Origin of the sequence: Rossellomorea aquimaris, assembly GCF_020172085.1 — a bacterium.
Classification (GTDB): Bacteria; Bacillota; Bacilli; order Bacillales; family Bacillaceae_B; genus Rossellomorea; species Rossellomorea aquimaris_E.
Genome location: NZ_JAIVAT010000010.1, coordinates 18,278 through 34,604 on the forward strand (window position 1 = coordinate 18,278; position 16,327 = coordinate 34,604).

16 protein-coding genes are annotated in these 16,327 nt (G+C 35.2%); all 16 read left to right on the top strand.

Translation table 11 applies throughout. The features are described 5' to 3' along the window. Positions 1 to 19: 19 nt before the first annotated feature. Genes LCL96_RS21385 through LCL96_RS21460 form a run of 16 tightly spaced genes read left to right on the top strand, consistent with a single transcriptional unit; the run spans position 20 to position 16,243 of the window. The gene (locus tag LCL96_RS21385; protein WP_224945134.1) at positions 20 to 1,090 is read left to right on the top strand and encodes an EpsG family protein; all 1,071 of its coding nucleotides are present in this window, start codon (positions 20 to 22) and stop codon (positions 1,088 to 1,090) included. A 23-nt stretch (positions 1,091 to 1,113) separates the two neighbouring features. Next, complete coding sequence (locus LCL96_RS23735) at positions 1,114 to 2,226, top strand: acyltransferase family protein (RefSeq protein WP_224945136.1); 1,113 nt, start codon at positions 1,114 to 1,116, stop codon at positions 2,224 to 2,226. Positions 2,227 to 2,250: 24 nt separating this feature from the next. Next, positions 2,251 to 3,288, top strand: coding sequence for a UDP-glucose 4-epimerase GalE (gene galE, locus LCL96_RS21395; protein ID WP_224945138.1), 1,038 nt, complete (start codon positions 2,251 to 2,253; stop codon positions 3,286 to 3,288). Positions 3,289 to 3,345: 57 nt separating this feature from the next. Continuing rightward, positions 3,346 to 3,507, top strand: a complete 162-nt coding sequence (locus LCL96_RS21400) for a hypothetical protein (RefSeq protein ID WP_224945140.1) — start codon at positions 3,346 to 3,348, stop codon at positions 3,505 to 3,507. Between the two features lie 24 nt (positions 3,508 to 3,531). After that, positions 3,532 to 4,116: a sugar transferase gene (locus LCL96_RS21405; RefSeq protein WP_318246452.1), complete on the top strand. Its 585-nt coding sequence runs from the start codon at positions 3,532 to 3,534 to the stop codon at positions 4,114 to 4,116. Position 4,117: 1 nt separating this feature from the next. Continuing rightward, positions 4,118 to 4,762 carry an acetyltransferase gene (locus LCL96_RS21410; RefSeq protein ID WP_224945143.1) on the top strand — a complete coding sequence of 215 codons (645 nt, stop codon included), beginning with the start codon at positions 4,118 to 4,120 and terminating at the stop codon, positions 4,760 to 4,762. A gap of 18 nt (positions 4,763 to 4,780) precedes the next feature. Continuing rightward, positions 4,781 to 5,950, top strand: coding sequence for an aminotransferase class I/II-fold pyridoxal phosphate-dependent enzyme (locus LCL96_RS21415; RefSeq protein WP_224945145.1), 1,170 nt, complete (start codon positions 4,781 to 4,783; stop codon positions 5,948 to 5,950). A gap of 23 nt (positions 5,951 to 5,973) precedes the next feature. Beyond that, positions 5,974 to 6,321, top strand: coding sequence for a helix-turn-helix domain-containing protein (locus tag LCL96_RS21420; protein WP_224945147.1), 348 nt, complete (start codon positions 5,974 to 5,976; stop codon positions 6,319 to 6,321). 18 nt (positions 6,322 to 6,339) lie between these two features. After that, entirely contained in the window at positions 6,340 to 7,494 is a 1,155-nt protein-coding gene (locus LCL96_RS21425) for a glycosyltransferase family 1 protein (RefSeq protein WP_224945149.1), read from the top strand. After that, positions 7,466 to 8,644: a glycosyltransferase gene (locus LCL96_RS21430; protein WP_224945151.1), complete on the top strand. Its 1,179-nt coding sequence runs from the start codon at positions 7,466 to 7,468 to the stop codon at positions 8,642 to 8,644. The genes LCL96_RS21425 and LCL96_RS21430 overlap by 29 nt, the downstream gene beginning before the upstream one ends. Positions 8,645 to 8,666: 22 nt before the next feature. Next, complete coding sequence (locus LCL96_RS21435; RefSeq protein ID WP_224945160.1) at positions 8,667 to 9,797, top strand: polysaccharide pyruvyl transferase family protein; 1,131 nt, start codon at positions 8,667 to 8,669, stop codon at positions 9,795 to 9,797. After that, positions 9,794 to 10,954, top strand: coding sequence for a glycosyltransferase (locus LCL96_RS21440; protein WP_224945162.1), 1,161 nt, complete (start codon positions 9,794 to 9,796; stop codon positions 10,952 to 10,954). Before LCL96_RS21435 ends, LCL96_RS21440 begins: the two co-directional genes overlap by 4 nt. Positions 10,955 to 10,979: 25 nt before the next feature. Then, complete coding sequence (locus LCL96_RS21445; protein ID WP_224945164.1) at positions 10,980 to 12,173, top strand: glycosyltransferase; 1,194 nt, start codon at positions 10,980 to 10,982, stop codon at positions 12,171 to 12,173. A gap of 30 nt (positions 12,174 to 12,203) precedes the next feature. Beyond that, entirely contained in the window at positions 12,204 to 13,388 is a 1,185-nt protein-coding gene (locus LCL96_RS21450) for a glycosyltransferase (protein WP_224945166.1), read from the top strand. Positions 13,389 to 13,428: 40 nt separating this feature from the next. Next, a complete protein-coding gene (locus tag LCL96_RS21455) occupies positions 13,429 to 15,198 on the top strand; it encodes an ABC transporter ATP-binding protein (RefSeq protein ID WP_224945168.1) in 1,770 nt (589 codons plus the stop codon). A 40-nt stretch (positions 15,199 to 15,238) separates the two neighbouring features. Next, positions 15,239 to 16,243, top strand: a complete 1,005-nt coding sequence (locus LCL96_RS21460) for an acyltransferase family protein (protein ID WP_224945169.1) — start codon at positions 15,239 to 15,241, stop codon at positions 16,241 to 16,243. The last annotated feature ends 84 nt before the right edge of the window (positions 16,244 to 16,327 follow it).

Here is a 16,327-nt window from a genome sequence, read left to right on the forward strand (position 1 = left end):
GAGCGGAAAGGGTTTTATTATGACTGTGTTATGGTTGAATCTTTTATTGGTTTTTATGTTCGCCTTTTTTGCACGTTATTCAGCTGTATCTGCTAATGGTGTCTACTTTAATATGAAACCGAATAAGCTTTTGGTAATGTTAACTTTATTAACTCTAGTGTTAGTATCCGGATTACGTATCAATATGGCAGATACGTATTTTTACATGCATTCATATGAAATAACCCAGTTTTCTTGGGAAGGTGTGTTTGGACAAAGGGATTTTGGTTTCTATATACTTCAGCTACTCTTGAAAAAATATGTATCTACTGACCCCCAGATACTAATATTACTTACAGCACTACTAACTAATTTTTTTATTGTATTTGTGTTATATAGATATTCTAGAATGCTTGAATTAAGTCTATATGTATATATTACTGGGGGCCTTTATTTAACTTCCATGAACGGAATGAGGCAATTCTTAGCAGCTGGAATTATCTTCATAGCGACAAAGTATATTTTTGATGGCAATTGGTTAAAGTATATATCTTTGGTTATTTTAGCATCTACCTTTCATCAAAGTGCTTTAGTACTAATACCAATATATTTTTTAGTGAGAAGGAAGGCATGGACCAAAACAACTCTTGTCTTGTTGTTAATATCAGTCTTAATAGTAGTTGGATATAATCAATTTTCCGAGTTGTTATTTAAGGCAATTGATAATACTCAGTATGGGGGGTACGACAATTTCACAGAGGGTGGAGCAAATATACTTAGAGTAATCGTACACTCTATACCAGTCATAATAGCGTATATAGGGAGGGGGAGATTAAGTGAACTATATCCTAAAGGTGATTATATAGTTAATCTAGCGCTATTAGGGTCAATTTTCTTAATCATCTCAACTCAGAACTGGATTTTCGCAAGGTTTAATATTTATTTTGGGCTTTATCAAGTAATATTAATATCTTGGGTAATCAAGTTATTTGGGAAAAAGGATCAAAGGATCATATACCTTGGAGTTATAGTGTTTTACTTGATTTATTTTTATTATGAGTGCGTTATATCATTTGGGACGGTTTATCAAAGCGATTACATTAACTTTTAGACTAAAGGAGCGTACAGATTAAAATGAAAAGTTCTTATACTGGAAAATTGACTAGACTAGATTCATTGACCTCCTTTAGGTTTATTGCTGCATTAATGGTGTACTTATTTCATGTAGGAATTTGGTCAGAATTTCAAACAGGATATATAGGGGTTAGCTTTTTTTTTATACTTTCAGGTTTCATATTGACCTATAACTACAGTAATAAATTAATTCACTTTGACAAAAAATCGGTTAGGAAGTTTTATATAGCAAGATTTTCAAAAATATACCCCGTCCATCTGTTAACTTTTTTCTTTGCTGTACCTTACTATTTTTTTATTCCATTAAAGCATGAACCTGTATTATATGTGTTTCAAGCCATTACGAATATAACTTTGATCCATAGTTGGATTCCGTTTGGTAACATTTCATTCAATGGAGTGTCCTGGAGTCTATCAAACGAGATGTTTTTTTATATGATTCTACCTTTAGTTATAATGTGTGGCTACAAGTTCAGGACTAAAAGGTTAGTACTTGGAGTAGTTATTGCTGGTTTTAGCTTCTTATTACTTACTACATTGATCTTATTACCCCCAGCTAACAATTTTTCAAGATGGTTTGCCTATTACTTCCCAGTAACAAGAAGTTTGGAGTTCATAGTTGGTATATTCTTAGGATTTGTATTTTTACGAACTAAGAATTTAAAAATGAATGTACCTAAAGGTATTTTTACAATTATTGAAGTCATTACTTTAAGTTTATTAATTCTAATAATAATACTCTCACCAAATATTCTTCAGAATTTACGTTATGGAATGGTGTTTATACCTTTTATGGGTTTACTAATAATTACTTTTGCGTTTCAGAAAGGGTTATTGTCCCGTCTACTTTCTAATAAGGTTTTAATATATCTCGGAGAAATAAGCTTCTCCTTCTATATGATTCATAATTTAGTTCTTTCATACATCTTCTTTTTATGGAAGCCACAGATTAACCAAAATTTGTTGATAGTTATTTGTCTATTATTATCTATTGTCTTGTCATCGATTATGTATCGCTTTTACGAAGAACCAATGAGGATAAGAGTAAAGGACAGTTTAGGAAATAAGTTTTACACTCAAAGTGTTGTAGAGTCAAATAAAAAGGTTGTTTGAATTATATTGAAAAGGAGAAAATTTATGACGATATTAATTACCGGAGGAGCAGGATATATCGGAAGCCACACTTGCATCGAATTATTAAATGCAGGCCATGAAATCATCGTAGTGGACAATTTTTCAAACAGTAAACCTGAAGCACTCAAGAGAGTTTCAGAAATTACGAGAAAATACTTTCGAACTTATTGTCTGGATCTACAAAACCGGGAAGGGCTGGAGAAGGTGTTTACCGATAACGAGATTGAAGCGGTGATTCATTTTGCCGGCTCCAAGGCGGTAGGAGAATCGGTTCATTTTCCACTTGAATATTACGAAAACAATATGAACAGCACCATCACTCTTTGTGAAGTTATGAAAAAATTCAAAGTGAATAAACTCGTATTTAGTTCATCAGCCACTGTATATGGTGCGACGGATAAGGTACCTATTACAGAGGAGACCCCTTTAAAAGCGACAAACCCTTATGGTCGTACAAAGCAGATGATTGAAGAGTTATTACAGGATCTATATGATTCTGACCGTGAATGGAGTATTGCCCTGCTTCGTTATTTCAATCCTGTAGGGGCTCATGAGAGTGGCCGGATTGGTGAAGATCCAAATGGAATTCCGAACAATCTGATGCCGTATATTTCTCAAGTAGCAATTGGGAAATTGGAAACACTTCAAGTGTTCGGTAATGATTACCCAACAATAGACGGTACCGGGATAAGAGATTATATTCATGTGGTCGACCTGGCTCTTGGTCACGTCAAAGCTCTGGAAAGACTACTTACTAATACCGGAATTGATGCGTATAATTTAGGCACCGGTAAAGGATACAGTGTTCTTGAAGTCTTGTCCGCATATGAAAGAGCAGCTGGGAAAACCATTCCATATAAGATAGTGGAAAAGCGACAGGGAGATGTAGCCGTTTGTTATGCTGATACATCAAAAGCAAAAGAGAAACTAAATTGGGAAGCGGTTAAAGGGATTGATGAGATGTGTAAGGATTCCTTGAGATGGCAACAACATAATTCGTTCGGTTACGAGAAACAATCCAAAATGTTAGTGAAGAACTAGGTACAGGTGCTACTCATAGCAGCTGCTTTTTTTATGTTCAATGTAAGGAGAAGAAATATGAATATAACTGAAAATCTAAAAGTCGAAGATCTTCAGGAGCTTTTAAAAACAATATATCAAAAGGGTATTCAATCTAAAGAAGTGAATACAAGTGAATTTCTAAATGAAATAAAAGAAAGCATCATCTCCCTCTGTACTACAAATGAGATCGATAACTGATCATCAAGGAAGTGATTTCAAATGATCAAACGAATGATGGATATTGGTATTTCAACGATTTTACTTTTGATCCTGATCCCGTTAATGGTTCCAATCATGTTAGGGATCAAGATTAAAATGGGATCACCTCTATTGTTTTGTCAGCAACGACCAGGGTTATACGGAAAACCATTCATCCTATATAAATTCAGAACCATGTTGAATGGGGATGGTAAAGCAGATGAACTGAGATTGACTCCTCTTGGAAGATTCCTTAGAAAGTTTAGCCTTGATGAAATTCCCCAGCTTTTCAATGTACTGAAAGGGGATATGAGTTTAGTGGGTCCGAGGCCGCTGTTGATGGAGTATCTGCCACTCTATTCCGAAGAACAATACACTCGACATCACGCAAAGCCTGGCATAACCGGATGGGCTCAGGTGAACGGGAGGAATGCAATCTCATGGGAAGAAAAATTCTTATTGGATATTTGGTACGTCAAGAATCAAAGTTTCCTTCTCGATATGAAAATCCTTGCCAGAACCTTCATCAAAGTGGTCAAAAAAGAGGGAATTACCGGGCAGGATCATGCAACAATGGAAAAGTTCAAAGGGTCGAAAGAAGTGGTTTGATATGAGGGTCGTAATCATTGGAAATGGCGGGCATAGTAAAGTTGTTCAGGAGATGGTAATAAGACAGGGGTACAGTATTCATGCCATAGTAGATGACAAATATGGAAGTGAGAGAGTCATTGACGGCATTGTTTATGCACCATTAAATTCAATTCATAAAATGCGTGATAAAGAGATGAAAGTGGTCGTGGCGATTGGTCATAATATGGTTAGAATGCATGTGGTAAGTAAGTTAAAGCTTCCCAGTGAGCAGTATTTAACCGTCATCGATCCTACTGCAGTAGTAAGCAATTCGGCAGCAGTTGGATGTGGAACAGTTGTGATGCCACAAGCCGTGATTAATGCAGATGCCCAAATCCATGATCACTGTATCATCAACACCGGAGCTGTCATTGAACATGATAATTCTGTATGGGATTATTCCCATATTTCCCCTCGCGCAACATTAACAGGGAATGTAACAATCGACGAAGGTGTACACATAGGGGCGGGTGCTACCGTCATTCCTGGTATGAACATCGGGGAGTGGTCGATCATTGGAGCCGGAGCGACAGTCATTCGATCTGTCCCTGCCTATTGCAAGGCAGTGGGGACACCAGCCAGGATCATCAATAGGAGCCTTGGAGCAGTGAAAGATATCATGTAGAGAAAAGGTGGTTGTTAGATGAAGAAGCCGAGAATCTTCCTTTCTCCTCCGCATATGAGTGGAAGGGAACAAGAATACATTAAGGAAGCCTTCCGGACCAATTGGATTGCCCCATTAGGTCCGAACGTTGACGCATTTGAAAGAGAGTTAGCCTCATACGTAGGAGCCAGTGAAGCGGTCGCCGTGAATTCGGGAACAGCCGCCATCCACTTGGCTCTTTCTTTATTAGGAGTCACCCGTGGAGACACCGTTTTCTGCTCAACATTGACGTTTGTGGCAAGTGCGAACCCTATTCTATATCAGGGAGCAGAGCCCGTTTTTATAGATTCGGATTTCGATTCCTGGAATATGTCTCCACAGGCGCTTCAACGGGCATTACAAGACGCTGCCCTTCAGGGAAAGCTTCCAAAAGCCGTGATTATTGTGAACTTATATGGTCAAAGTGCGAAAATGGATGAACTTCTTACTCTCTGTGACCACTATCAAGTCCCGGTTGTAGAAGATGCAGCCGAGTCACTGGGCTCTACTTATAAGGGGAAACCTAGCGGGACATTTGGTCATTTTGGGGTCTACTCATTTAACGGAAATAAGATTATTACCACCTCCGGCGGGGGCATGCTGGTTTCCAACGATGTGGAATCCTTGCAGAAAGCCCGTTTCCTGGCTACCCAGGCAAGAGATCCTGCACCTTATTATCAGCATAGTCAGGTAGGCCACAATTACAGACTGAGTAATATTTTAGCAGGAGTGGGAAGAGCCCAGCTGGAGGTAATCGATGATAGGGTGAGCGCCAGAAGACTCATATTTGAACGTTATCAGCAGTCCCTTTCCCATCTCCCGGGTATCTCATTCATGCCGGAATTAGAAAACAGTATGTCAAACAGGTGGCTTACAACCTTAATCATTGACGAATTAGAAACCGGAATACCATCATCACAAATAATTGAAGCAATGGCGAACGAGAATATTGAAGCACGTCCAGTATGGAAGCCTCTTCATATGCAACCCTTATTCAAGGGGGCAACGTATTTCTCTCACAGTGAAGATGATGATGTGTCTGCAAAATTGTTTTCCAGAGGTGTTTGTCTTCCATCTGGTTCAGGCATGACGGAAGAAGAACAGACGAGAGTGGTTAATCTTTTAGAAGAAACATTAGAGGGAGTGTTAGTAACACGGGAAATTATTTGATGACAAAAATGAGGTATAAATAAATGATAGGTACAAATATAAGTACAATTCGAAAACGCAGAGGACTCACCTTATCCGAACTTGCAGACCGGGCAAATGTATCTAAATCCTATTTGAGTAATTTAGAGAGGAACTTAAATAAGAATCCCTCTATTCAAGTCCTAGAGAAAATCTCGACTGTATTAGACGTGGATTTAATGACCATCCTTCAATTCAATGCACATGAAGACAACAGGGAACTACTTGAGAACGAATGGCTGGACTTTATCAATGAATTGAAGGATTCAGGGATTGAGAAAGAGCAATTACAACAATATAAAGCGGTGATTGAATTCATAAAGTGGCAGAATCAAAAGGTGGAAGAGAAATAGTCAGGGGAGGGGATAGCGATGGATGTACCTAAACGAATCCTTCACATAGTGGGAGCGATGAACAGGGCAGGGACGGAGACCATGTTAATGAATCTGTACCGGAATATAAATCATCATGAGATACAATTTGATTTCGTTTCTTACAGTGAAGAAAAGGCTCATTATGATCACGAAATTATTGAGCTTGGCGGAAAGGTGATAAGGTTATCCCAAACCGGATCAATAATGGAACTCTATCAGGCAATTAAACAGAATGGGCCTTACGAAGCGGTTCATTCGCATACTTTATTTCACTGCGGCATAGCAAGTGCAGCAGCGTACTTAGCGGGAGTGAAAATCCGAATTTCTCATGCTCATACGACGGAAGATAATGAAGAGGGCTTGGTAAGGAGAATGTATATTACTGCCATGAGAAAGATGATAAAGGTATTTTCCACACACCTGCTTGCTTGCAGTAAAGAAGCGGGTGAGTACTTATTTGGAGCGGGAGCTGCACATCAATCCAACTATTCCTATTTTCCGAATGTGATCGAGTTTGAGAAGTTGTTAACATGTCCTCCATCACTCTTTAATCAATTCAAAATAGAAGAAGGCCTTGGGAAATCCATTGTCATTGGACATATTGGCAGATTCATCCCGGCTAAGAACCACGATTTCTTGCTTGATGTGATGAAGAGCTTAATAAAAAGGAATCCAAATTGTAAACTATTGCTGGTAGGAGAAGGAGATCTAAAAAAACATATTGAAAAAAGGATTGAAAATGAAGGGCTTAAAGAAAGTATCCGACTTGTAGGAATCAGGGAAGACATCGGAACCATGTTACATAGTATGGATGTTTTTGTCTTTCCTTCCCTATACGAAGGCTTGGGACTTGTCCTCTTGGAAGCACAAGCCAGTGGTCTGCCATGTGTCGTATCCGAAGCCATTCAACCAGAAGCAGACCTGCAAATTGGGTTGGTCACACAGCTCCAATTGAGGGACGGACCTGAAGTATGGGCTGGAGCTATAGTAGAACAGGCTAATAGGAAAGAAAAAAACCTCCATAAAATCAAACAGAGCTTTGAAAGAAATGACTATTCACCGGAAGCGGGGATTTCAAAGCTTATGACCTTATATGGAGTAGACATAGCGCTGGGAGGATCTAATGAAAAAAGTATTGATCGCTTCGTTTGATATGGAAGTCGGCGGTGTGGAACGGAGTCTCATCAGCATGTTGACTCATTTTGATTACGACCAATACCAGGTTGATCTGATGTTATACAGTCATACAGGTGACTTTATGGAACTACTGCCTACAGGACCAACCCTGCTTCCAGAGAATAACGTATACAAAACTTTTCGAATGCCGGTTTCAATGTTGATGAAAAAAGGAAACTGGGCCATTGGTTTAACAAGGATGCTTGCGAGATATAAGGCAAATCTTCAAAAAAATGCTGAAACAGGTTATAAGCAAATGCAATACATGTGGAAGTATGCCCTCCCATTCTTACCGAAGATGGAGAAAGAGTACGATATAGCCATCAGTTATTTATGGCCACATTATTTTGTAGCGGAAAAAGTAAAAGCTAAAACTAAGATAGCATGGATTCATACTGACTATTCAACTGTAGAAACTGATGTGAAATTAGATTTAGAGATCTGGAATAAATTTAATTATATTGTGGCTGTATCTGAAGAATGTAAAAGAGCGTTCTTATTAACTCATCCTTCTCTTTATAAGAAAGTATTAGTTATTGAAAACATAACATCACCAGAGTTAGTTAGGGATTTATCTCGTGAATTAGTTGAAGATTTTATAACCCAAGATAGAAGATTTAAACTTCTTTCAGTAGGAAGATTATCGTATGCAAAAGGTATTGATATCGCTGTAAGAGCATTGAAAATACTTAAAGACAAGGGTTATAACAATCTAGCTTGGTATGTTGTTGGCTATGGTGGAGAGGAAAACAAGATTAGAGAATTAATTCGAGAGAATAAATTAGAAGGCTCATTTATCTTATTAGGAAAAAAAATGAATCCTTATCCGTATATGAAAATAGCAGATATTTACGTTCAACCTTCTCGTTATGAAGGTAAAGCTGTTACAGTCAGTGAGGCTCAGATAATTGGAAAACCTGTTTTAATAACAAATTACATGACCGCAAAAAGTCAGGTGCAAAATGGAGTCGATGGCTCTATTTGTGATTTAACACCCGAAGGCTTAGCAGAAGGTATTGAAAAGTTGTATAAGAATAAAGAGGAAAGAAGTAAGTTAGAAAGAAATTGCATGAATATTATATTCGACAACAGGTTAGAGTTAGAAAAATTATATAAAATTATATAGTGGACTGAATGGAGTGTGAAAGATGAAGGTATTAACAATAACCTGTCACGATGTTTATAATCATGGAGCTTCATTACAAGCATACAGTTTAATGAAATATCTACAAAAATGTGGTCATGATGCAAGAATTATAGATTATAAACCTGATTATTTAAGTAATCAATATAATTTGTTAAGTATTAATAACCCAAAATGGGAAAAGAATATATTGACAAAGTTATTATATTTGGCTCTCAAATTCCCTTTAAGGTTACGAGAATTACAAAGAAAAAAGGCATTTGACCATTTTAAGTCAAAATATCTTCGTTTAACTGACTTTCGGTATAAATCTAATAGTGAATTAAGAAAAAAACTACCAGAAGCTGATGCTTTTATTTGTGGAAGTGATCAAATATGGAACAGTTTACACCAAAACGGAAGAGATCCAGCTTTTTATTTAGATTTTGTTCCAAATGACAAAATAAAGGCGTCATATGCAGCAAGTTTTGCCATAAATGAACTTGATAATAAATATAAAGATTTTGTTAAAGAGAAGATATCCACTTTAGATAAAATAGGAGTTAGAGAAAAAAGTGGCATTGAAATACTGAATAGATTAAATATAAAAAGTGGAGTGAATGTAGTAGACCCAACATTACTGTTATCGAAAGAAGAATGGAATAACGTCGGTCAAGAAAAATATAGAGAAGATTATATTTTAGTATATGATTTCGACAAAAGTAGTCTTATTAGAAATTTGGCAATAGATATTGCTGAGAAAAAGGGATATAAAATTTATTCGGTGAATACAGGGAAAGTTGACTATGCGGATAGATACTTTAAATTTGTAGGTCCTGATACTTTTCTCTCTTTGGTTAGGGATTCAAAGTTCATTATTTCTAATTCGTTTCATGCAGCCGTTTTTTCAGTAATATTCGAAAAGAACTTCATTATTGTAAATAGAAATGAGGCGATTAATACAAGAATGAGAGACTTTTTAGAGGACTTAAACCTCCAGGATCGATTAGTAACTGATATCAACAGCTTAGAGCATTTACTTAATGATATTGAGTACCATGAAAGAAAACAGACGATAGAAAAGAAAGTTGATTTTTCAAAGAAATACTTGGAAGAAGCTTTGTCGATAGACAAAAGGTTGAAAAAAGTTCAATGAAGTTGAAAATATTGTTTGTTATCGATTCTTTAAATAGCGGTGGGGCAGAAAAAAGTTTGATATCCCTACTTTCATTACTCGATTACGATGCATATGATGTAGACTTGCTAATGTTTTCACGTAAGGGGTTATACCTACCTCTATTACCGAAAAAAGTGAATGTAATAGAGGAATCAGAAGTTTTAGAGAAACTACAACGAAAAAATTTCAAACAATTTTATCTTAAATTAGGTAATTCTTTATCATTAAGAATTCCCTTCTATAAGAACTTTATGCACTCCGCACAAATAAATTGGAAATGGAAGGAAAGGGGTGTTAAGCAATTAAACCAAAAGTATGATGTTGCAATAGCATATAGTCAAGGATTTCCAACATACTTTGTAGCTGAAAAAGTAGAATCCACTAAAAAATATTGTTGGATAAATACAGATTATAAAAAAGCTTCATATAATAAAAGGTTTGATGAAAAATTTTACTATCGATTTGATAATATTGTCGCTGTATCTGAAAGTAATAAAGAGATTTTCATTAAAGAGATGCCTTTAGCTAAAGATAAAACATTAGTAATATATGATATTATATCTCCAAGATTAGTAAGGAGTATGTCTGAAAAACCTGTTTCATATCAGGATAATTATAAAGGTATAAAGATACTTACAATAGGTAGATTAGTTGAAGTAAAAGGCTATGACCTTGCCATAAAAGCATGCTACCAATTGAAAAAGCAAGGAATAAATTTTAGGTGGTATTCAATTGGGGAAGGAGAATTAAAACCTAAACTTGAAAAGCTAGTAAAAGATTATGATCTAGAAGATACTTTTATTTTTCTAGGACCTCATCAAAATCCTTATAATTATTTGAAAATGTGTGATATTTATGTCCAACCATCTAGATTTGAAGGTTTTGGAATGGCTATTGCAGAAGCAAAGATATTACACAAACCAATAATCTCCACTAATTTCCCTGTAGTTTTCAATCAGATTGAAAATAATGAAAATGGCATAGTTGTTGATATGGATCCTAAAGAAATTTCTCAAGGAATCAAAAAAATTATAAGAAACAAAGAATTGAAAGAAAAAATTATATATAACTTAAAACATGAATTTATTGGAACAGAAAATGAAATTCATAAACTTTATAGGTTAATTGAGAGTTAACAATTATGATTTTGCGGAGGGGTTTATGAAGAAGAAATTATTATTTATGGTCATCAACATGAATCTTGGAGGCACTGAGAAAGCATTACTAAATATGATAGCAGAAATCCCAAGAGAAAAATTTGACATTACAATTCTTATGTTAGAGAAGTACGGTGAATTACTTAAGTCAATTCCATGGGATGTTGAAGTGAAATATTTAAAAGATTATCATAATATTAAGGAGATAATTAATACTCCGCTGCAATCCTTATCGCTCCAATTCTTGAAAGATAGAAAGTATTCAAAAGCATTAGTATCAATTTTATTATATGCTTGGACTCGTCTTCGGAAGAATAAAGGCCTACTATATAAATATGTTTTACGTAAATATCCCATGTTTGGCGAGGAATATGATATTGCTGTAGCTTATGCAGGTCCAATGGACTTCATAAGCTATTTTGTTGTGGAGAAAATCAAATCTAAAAAAAAGGTTCAATGGATACATTTTGATGTTGAAAAAATAGGATTTAATAGTGAGTTTTCTTCTAAGATTTATAAAAAGTTTGATAAGGTTTTTGTGGTGTCAAAAGAAGGTAGAGAAATCCTAAGTAGAACTATTCCTGAAATAAGTAATAGGATTAACTATTTTAATAATAGTATATCTTCTGATTTAGTTAAGAAAATGTCGAACCAAGACATTGGTTTTAATGATAACTTTGAGGGAATCAGAATTCTGACAGTGGGGAGGCTTTCTATAGAAAAGGGTCAGGATATAACAATAAGTGTTTTAGGAAAGCTCAAAGAAGAAGGGCTAAAAGTAAAATGGTATTGCATCGGGGAAGGCAAATCACGAAATATATATGAGGAACTAATAAGGAAGCACAACCTAGAAGAAGACTACATTTTATTAGGATCAAAAATAAACCCATATCCATATATGAAGCAATGTGATATTTATGTGCAACCATCAAGACATGAAGGATATTGTATTACACTCGCAGAAGCGAGGTGCTTTAATAATCCAATAGTTTGCACTTCTTTTACAGGTGCTAAAGAACAGATCAAACAAAATGAAACAGGGATAATTATTAACTTTAACAAAAAAGAGCTCTTTGATTCTTTAATTAAAATAATAAATAATACATCATTTAGAAATAAATTAATAAAAAATTTGGGAAATGAAGTATTTGAGGGTAAGGGAGATTTGGAAAAACTATATCAGGTTGTAAATGATTAATGATTAAAAAAAGGAATGAAGGAGGATACTATGCAAAAAATATTATTTATGATAGGCATGATGAATGTAGGGGGGGTTGAAAAGTCCCTATTATCTTTAATTTCCACCATTCCAAGAGAAAAATATGAAGTCACTATACTACTATTAGAGAAGCGAGGGGAATTATTAAAAGAAATACCCCATTGGGTTAAAGTAAAAGAAGCGAACTGGTTTGAAGAAATAAGACCGATTATACTTCAATCACCTTATAAAACAATAAGTAATTATTTTTATAATAAACAAATTTTTGAGATACCTAGATTTGCGTTAATTCAAAAAATTTCAAATAAAACAAATAATAGATATTTTTATTATCAAAGTATACTAAGAAACGTTCCAGAACTTCCTGAATCTTACGATATAGCCATTGCTTATCAAGGCCCACATGATATTATTGATTTTTATATTGCCAATAAAGTAACCGCAAAAGTTAAAACATCTTGGGTTCATTTTGATGTCTCTAAATTTAAAGTAAATATTAAGTTTTATTCTAAAATATACCAAAAGTTCGACAAAATCTTTGTTGTATCGGATGAAGCCCATAAAAAAATATTACAATTAATACCTAATTTGGAAGGAAAAACAGAAGTATTCTATAACATATTTTCAAAGAAAACCGTAAATTACTTATCAAAAAAAAGCAACTGTTTTGATGACGATTATAAAGGTTTAAGAATAGTTACTGTAGGAAGACTTTCGAAAGAAAAAGGTCTGGATATTGCAATAAATTTATTATGTAGGCTTCGTACGGACGGGTACGAAGTAAAGTGGTACTGTGTTGGAGAAGGGAACCATAGGGCGGAATTAGAAAGAATCATAAATAAAAAAAACATGCAAAATAACTTTATTTTATTAGGATCAAAAATAAACCCATATCCTTATATTAGAGAGTCTGACATTTACGTTCAAACATCTAGACATGAGGGGTACTGTCTAACATTAGCAGAGGCTAAATGCTTAAACAAACCTATTGTGACAACCAATTTTATTGGAGCATACGACCAAATAGTCCACGGCGTAAACGGCTATATAGAGTGCAATGAAGACGATCTTTATCATCGAATAAAATACCTATTAGATGATCCTAACAAAAGATTAGAGTTGATAAAGAATTTAAGTAGTAAGGACTTAGATACAACAGATCAGGTAACCAAATTATTTAAATTGATTATATAAAATATCTGTTTACTAATCTTTCCAAAAAAGGCGTGAGGAAATGAAATTTATAATAAAAAAATCATTAATGCTCTTTGAGAATAATGAAAAGAAAAAGCTACTTTTAATTTTTTGTATGATGATCTTAGCAGCATTTTTTGAAACGCTTGGGATAGGGATGATAGTTCCGATAGTAGGTGTAGTTACTAATCCAAGTACGATAGGAGAGCAGAGCATATTATTATATTTTTACAATGCCTTTAATTTTGAATCACATTCAATGTTTATCGTATTTCTAGTAATGACTTTGTTTTTTATTTTTATTTTGAAAAACTCATATTTAATGCTATTCAATTATGTGCAGTTTAAAGTGATTTTAAACCAGCAAGTGAAGTTGTCCAAGCAGTTGTTTAAAGTTTACTTAACAAAACCTTATACTTTTCACTTACAAAGAAATACAGCGGATCTATTAAGAAATGTGAACGAAGAAGTACCTAAAGTTTTTCAGGGTATTATTATTTCTAGTTTTCAGCTGTTTACAGAGATTCTTGTAACAATCTGTATATTATCACTATTATTAATAACCTCACCTTACGCAACAGTAACAGCAACAGTTATTTTAGGGTCTGGTGTTTATATTTTTTTAAAATTATTCAAGAAAAAAATTACTCAGCTCGGAAAAGAACAGCAAAGAGTTAGCTCGGAAATGATTAAATGGGTAAACCAGGGTCTCGGGGCTAGTAAAGAAGTAAAGGTTTCTGGTAAAGAGACTTTTTTTGTCAGAGAGTATTTGAAACATGGTCAAATTAAAGCAAATAATAGTAGATACATGAAAATGTTGGATCAAGCACCTAGACTTTTTATTGAAACGTTATTAGTATCTGTAGTACTTCTTACTATGCTTATGATAATTTTCCAAGATAAGAGCACATCACAACTTACATCTACTATGGCATTATTCGCAATGGCAGCTTTTAGACTAATGCCTTCAATAACTCGAGTGGTTGCATTGATAACAACAATTAAATACAGTCAACCCGCTCTCACTGTAGTATACAATGATTTAAATTTGAGTGGTGAAAAAAAGCAAGTCAACATTAATTGTAATTATAATCCAATTAATGTTGAGGGAAAAGCATATCATGATTCTATCAAATTAGTAGATGTAACGTTTAAATACCCGAATCAAAAAAAATACTCAGTGAAAAATGTTTCATTAAACATCCCAATTGGTCAATCAGTCGCATTTATCGGGGAGTCGGGAGCAGGTAAAACCACAATTGTGGATATTATTCTTGGATTGTTCACCCCGGAAAAAGGTCAAGTACTGGTGGATGGAATAAACTTGGAAGAACAAAAATCAACCTGGCAGAAAAAGATTGGATATATACCGCAGTCCATTTTCTTATCAGATGACACGATTCGTGGGAATATCGCGTTTGGAGTAGATAGCAAAGATATAGATGAAGAAGCGGTTTGGCGGGCACTGGAACAAGCACAATTAAAAGATTTTGTTGAAGCACTCCCAAAGCAACTTGAAACTTCAGTGGGTGAGCGAGGAGTAAGACTTTCAGGAGGACAACGTCAACGAATAGGCATTGCCCGTGCACTCTATCATAACCCGGAAATTTTATTCATGGATGAAGCTACGTCTGCTCTGGACAATGAGACAGAAAAAGAAATAATGAGGGCAATTGATGAATTAAAAGGTGATAAAACACTCATTATTATTGCTCACAGACTTAGCACCATCGAAAATTGCGATATTGTATACAGAATGAATAATGGAAAAGTAGTTGCAATAAATAATCAACTTGTACAGTCATCATAAAAGTATAATCTTAACTCTGGACGAGGTAAGGGGGATCCCAATGAAACAAAGACTAATCGACCTTGATCTCTTAAAAGGATTCGGCATTATAATGGTAGTTGCAGTCCACTCCAACATGCCTCAGCCGGTCACAGCCTTCCTACAATCGTTTGGAATGCCCTTATTTTTCATGCTAGCGGGCTACACATTCAATTCAAAGAAATATAAGGGGAACTTTTATCTACTTGTGAAAAAACGCTCCGTAAGTTTGTTGGCACCGTATGTAATGGGGTTTTTCCTTTCGTATTCATATTGGATCGTAACGAAGTTCACAGGGGATTTTAAAGAAAGCTTTCTCTGGTATAAGCCATTAGTGGGAATGCTTGAGGGGAACATTGAGGGCCTACTCAATTACCCTTTGTGGTTTTTGGTTTGCTTATATGCGGCTTTATTAATGTATGCCGCCAGCCAGAAGTATCTGCAAAGGTTCGTATTAGCTCAGCAGTTTGCTATTTACGCGGTTATTGGGTGGATTGGAGCGGTGATTGGAAGTGTGGTCCACCTTCCATGGGGACTGGATATTTCAATGGTATCATTACTGTTCATCTTTATGGGGGATCGCCTTAGACAGGGATCGCGATTTCCAGGGGGGATTGGGTTGAGCTTGGTTCTGTTTTCAGCTTTTCTTATCAATGAGCCTGTCAGTATGGGTCTAAGAGAGTATGGAAACCTCTTGTTGTTTTATATTAGCGGAGTCTCGGGTAGCCTGCTTAGTCTGGAAATTGTAAGGGGAATAACTGGAATACACCACTGGTTTAGAGCCATTAGTCATATTGGAAGTGAGTCTGCGTATATTTTGATCCTGCATGCAGGAATTTCATTTCCCCTGGTGAGTTACATCAATCACTTTATACTACCAGGAGTAGCTTTTCCTTGGTTTGTATATTTAGTTGGAGGTATAGTCATACCCCTGTATATCCGTTACATATTTAAGAAATCATACCGGATCATTCAGCAGCTGAAAATCAATAAATCGTTAATGAATAGAGATAAAAGGATAGCCTGATTTTTTTTTGGGAGAATCTTAAATACACCTTGCGTTCTTTATAAAATTGTAGTATTGTTCTTTATATAGTACAAATTAGGTATT